Consider the following 4,434-nt stretch of genomic DNA (forward strand, 5'->3'; position numbering starts at 1 on the left):
TGTATAATTAAACAAATTCAAAATATCGGTGGCTCATTTTTCACGCTAATTAATGGTTTTAAAATATTTTTTTAACATTTATTAAAAAATCCTTTATAATGATTATGTACAGAAATTTGATCACAATCTGATCTTGCTTAAGAATAGTATGTACTAAAATAAGGCTTTATGCCGAATTTACCGCCACTGGCGGTTTTTATTTTTCATTTATTGATTTTTATATTATTGATAATATAAATGCATAGATCAATTTATAAAATACAGTAAAGTTAAAGAAATATGATTAATATAGTTTTATACGAGCTTGAAATTAGTCTAAATACATTGAATATCATTAGAACATGTTATGCGGCTAATGATAAATTACACATTATTAAGCCAATCGCTTTTAATTTGCATCCCGCATTAAATAAAAGGAAGTGGAGGTAACCATTTTTTAAGTGAAATACCTCATAAAATTCACAATAGTTATGATGATTATAAAAAGAAACATGGTAATAAAAATATTTTTTATATTACAAGATACGGGCCTAAAATTATGGTGACATTAAATTAAAAGAATAGTTATTAAATACACATGGTGATATTTGATTTATGTTTGTAACAGAAATTTTGGAAATATAAAAAAATAGAAATCCATAATTTGACAGATTTTGAGAAAAAAAGAAAAGGTATTTATATCGATATAACTAATGAAAAAATTAAAAATAAACCAAATCGCCATAAACACGATTTTAGCCGTTTTACAGTTTTTAAAATTAAAAAATCTATAAATTTTAGTGGGACATTTAATGCCTCGCACAAAAATAAAGGAAATAAATATAGACAATAGTTTGGTGCTGATCTAGTAGATTCTGAAATTGAAAAAATCAGAGATTTTAGTTCCTTTGTTTTTGATCACCTACAGATAGAACTAGAAATGTTACTATGGCAGTTTATTATAGAACAAAAGGTCAATAATGTCTTTTAAAACTCTTACAGACCCACTTTAAAAAGGGGGTATGCAACAGAGCACTTACACAAAGCAACTAGAAAAGAAGCTAAAAGAAACGCAAAAAATATTTTAAATAGCACGGTTTTAGAAACAATATTTTATTATGCAATAAATAGTAATGTTGAAAAGTCTTTTAAAACTGCTCAATTAAATTATCTCATATTCTTTAATATAAAGAATATAAAACATTGAACAGAAATTAGTAAGATTGAAGACCAATTAATAGATTACTTTAATTCTATATCTCCGAAATTAAAAAGAAATAGCGATAAAAACTGTTTTAGAAAAATAACTGAAGGCGATCCTGGTTGGTATGTTGATTATCATTTTAAAAACAAAACTCATTCAGGCGCAGTTAAGTACCTAAACGAATATTATGCCTCAGTTGCTACTAACGGCAATAGAGTTATTTTTCAAAGAAAATAAAAGTTTTATTTTGTATGAACTCAAGTGGTGAATATTGTTTTAAAACTCCAGAAAATCGTTACAAAGCAAGTAGTGATTTATCTAACTTTAACTCACAAGAGATTTTTTTAATAGGTAAAAATGTTGACGTTTAAGACGATTTGGCTTATAAATTGAGTTTGATAGTCGTAACGCATAAGTCAGTCGTTTCAACATTTATGGACAAGTTTAATTACTTGATTAGAAATTTAGAAAAATTTAAATTAAATACATCGGATTTAAAACAAGAAACGAGTCACTTAAAAACAATGTTTAAAAACCCAATTAAAAAAGTGGGTAATGACCTATATGAAAACTTTAAGTAGATTTTTAATTTTATTTTAATGTCCGCAAAGTGGGTTTGAAAAAATTGGTTCGCCAACCAATCCAAATATAAATAAAGCTTAAAAAATGGATTCTAATTTTTAAAATAAGACCCGTAAGGTTAATTTAAAAATATATTATTATTTAATTTTTATTTTCGAAATATATAGATTTACAAAAAAATAATAGCAAAGTATGACACTTTGTTAATTTTCCTGATTCCTGTTTTAAATTTTTTAGGTCTTAAAAAACATATTTGATATCTTAAGTTTAAGAAACATTTTTAAACTATAAAAATGTTGCAATTTGATTAAGAATTAACAAGTTAAATAGTTATATTAATTATTAGAAGCCCAATTTAATGAATTTTTTAAATAATATTTAAAATTGCAATGTAATTTTTTTGCTTAGTATATAAGCAGAAAGAAGAATATGAAGAAAATAATCGATGTTACGGAAAGTGAATATTTATCACTTTTTTTAGGAAATTTAATTATTAAAAAAGAACAAGGTAAAATTACAATACCAACTAATGATATTGATAGTATTATTTTCGAAAATAATAAAACAACAATATCAATACCACTAATTAATAAATTTATAAAAGAAAAAGTTAACATAATTATATGCAACGAAAAACATCTGCCTCAGGCGCAAATTATTCCGTTTGATAATTATTATAATAACAAAGTATTTTTATCTCAATTAACTTGAGATGAGAATTACAAAGCCATAACCTGAAAAAATATTATTAAATTAAAGATTTCTAATCAACTTAATTTGTTAGTAAATTTTAATTTAGTTAATGATGAAGATTATCAAAAATTTAAAAATTATATTTTAGATGTCAAAATTGGTGATTTATCTAACCGCGAGGCTCATGCAGCTAAACTTTATTATAAAAATATTTTTGGAGCTGATTTTAAAAGAGAAAGAAATAACTTCGATGATGATATTAATGCGATGCTAAATTATGGGTATACGATTTTACTATCATTTTATAGTCGGTCAATTAATGGGCGTGGCTTTGATAATCGCATTGGCGTTTTTCATAAAAGCTTTAATAACCCTTATAGTTTAGCATGCGATCTAATGGAAATAGCTAGAGTGTTTATTGACTATGTTGTATATCAGTATTTAATCAAGAAAGCTAATTATCAAGAAGTGAATTGAAAAATTTTTAAGCAAATGCTATATGAATTTTTTGATGAGCACATTAATGTCAACAATAAGCATATAAGAATTCGCGATTATATTGATTATTCAGTTAAAAAAATATTAGAAAATTGTTCATTAGAAGAGTTAATCATTGATTGAAATTCAAAGTAGATTTATGCGAATAATTGTTATGTATGATATTTCGATGGACGATGATAATATCGCTTATTATAATAAATTTAGAAATGAACTAATTAAATTAGGTTATAGCATGATTCAATATTCAATCTATGTTAAATGTATATCAGCTCACACTCAATATCCTTATGAAAAGGATAAACTAATAAAAATCGTTCCAAAAAAATCAAATGTGAGAATTCTATTAGTAACAGAAAGTCAATATCAAAATATTGAAATCATTAATGGCGAAAAATCACTAAATGAATATTACTTAGATAAAAAAATATATTTAGAGGTATAAATTATGTTAGAAATAGTAAAATTTAGTCATCTTTTAGATTATGACTATCAAGGAATTAGAGTTATTGAAAGCAGTAACTCTTTAGCTTTTTTAGCTATGTTAATTAATCATGAAAATCAAAATAATCAACCAAGTCTTTTAATTAATAATAAAGGCTATTTTGTTAATGAAAGTATTATTATTAATCCATTATCAAAAGTTATTGATATCCTTAACTTTAGCAGCAAAAATAGTTTATATAAAATGTTTATAAAAGACAGTAGAATTGATCAAGAAAATTTAATCAAAAGTGATTTATTATCTGAAGTATTAAATTTTTATACAAATTTAGTTGCTGAAGATTTTATTTATCTTAATTTAGATAAATCAAAGTTAGTTAAATTTTTATTCCAACTAAATGATCAGAAATTGATTAATAAAGATATTTTATTTAAGTTTTTTGATTTAACAAATCAATTAGATAAGCAACTTGTAATTATCACTAATTTTGATAATATCAATATTAGCGAGTTGGTTACTTTTACTAATAAATTTAACTTTATTATATTAACTAACAATATTTGAGATATTTGTAATAGCTTTGAAGAGTTGGAAGTTTGTTCAATTTTTGATAATAAAACATTTATCAATATTGATAATGTATCTTTAATTAAAGAAATACTTATGCAAAAGTTCAACGTTGACGATATTAAAAAAATCAAAGAAAGCAAAACATTGCAAAATGCTATAAAATCAATCATTTTAGATTAATTTTTAATCGAATTTAAACGTTTATATACAAGAATTCATTAAATTGTAACAAGAATGAGCCACCTAACATATATAGTAAAATGTTATAGGTGGTTTTATTATGCGCAAAATAGAATTAAACTATTTTCAATTAAATAGAAAACGAAAATTATTAGATGTTATAACTACATATTCTGCTTTAACAAATAAGCAATTATCCTTAAGGGCAAAATGTTCAATATCAATCAAAAAAAGATTAAAACAAAAATTAAAAAATGCTAAATTATGCAAAAAAGAAGTTAAC

At 23.5% G+C, this 4,434-nt stretch carries 6 protein-coding genes; all 6 read left to right on the forward strand.

The features are described 5' to 3' along the window. Window positions 1-643 precede the first annotated feature (643 nt). The gene (locus tag ACWXVP_RS03145; RefSeq protein WP_456013043.1) at window positions 644-832 is read left to right on the forward strand and encodes a hypothetical protein; all 189 of its coding nucleotides are present in this window, start codon (window positions 644-646) and stop codon (window positions 830-832) included. A 746-nt stretch (window positions 833-1,578) separates the two neighbouring features. After that, complete coding sequence (locus ACWXVP_RS03150; RefSeq protein WP_456013045.1) at window positions 1,579-1,764, forward strand: hypothetical protein; 186 nt, start codon at window positions 1,579-1,581, stop codon at window positions 1,762-1,764. A gap of 430 nt (window positions 1,765-2,194) precedes the next feature. Next, a complete protein-coding gene (gene cas1 / locus ACWXVP_RS03155) occupies window positions 2,195-3,091 on the forward strand; it encodes a type II CRISPR-associated endonuclease Cas1 (RefSeq protein WP_455966414.1) in 897 nt (298 codons plus the stop codon). Between the two features lie 4 nt (window positions 3,092-3,095). Further along, on the forward strand, window positions 3,096-3,401 hold the full coding sequence (cas2, locus tag ACWXVP_RS03160) for a CRISPR-associated endonuclease Cas2 (protein ID WP_438340428.1): 306 nt from the start codon (window positions 3,096-3,098) through the stop codon (window positions 3,399-3,401). Window positions 3,402-3,404: 3 nt separating this feature from the next. Continuing rightward, window positions 3,405-4,151, forward strand: coding sequence for a hypothetical protein (locus ACWXVP_RS03165; protein ID WP_456013046.1), 747 nt, complete (start codon window positions 3,405-3,407; stop codon window positions 4,149-4,151). A 100-nt stretch (window positions 4,152-4,251) separates the two neighbouring features. After that, window positions 4,252-4,434: hypothetical protein (locus ACWXVP_RS03170; RefSeq protein ID WP_456013048.1), on the forward strand; the 183-nt coding region annotated here is incomplete at its 3' end.

The sequence above is a fragment of the Mycoplasma sp. 1781 genome, from assembly GCF_053851675.1.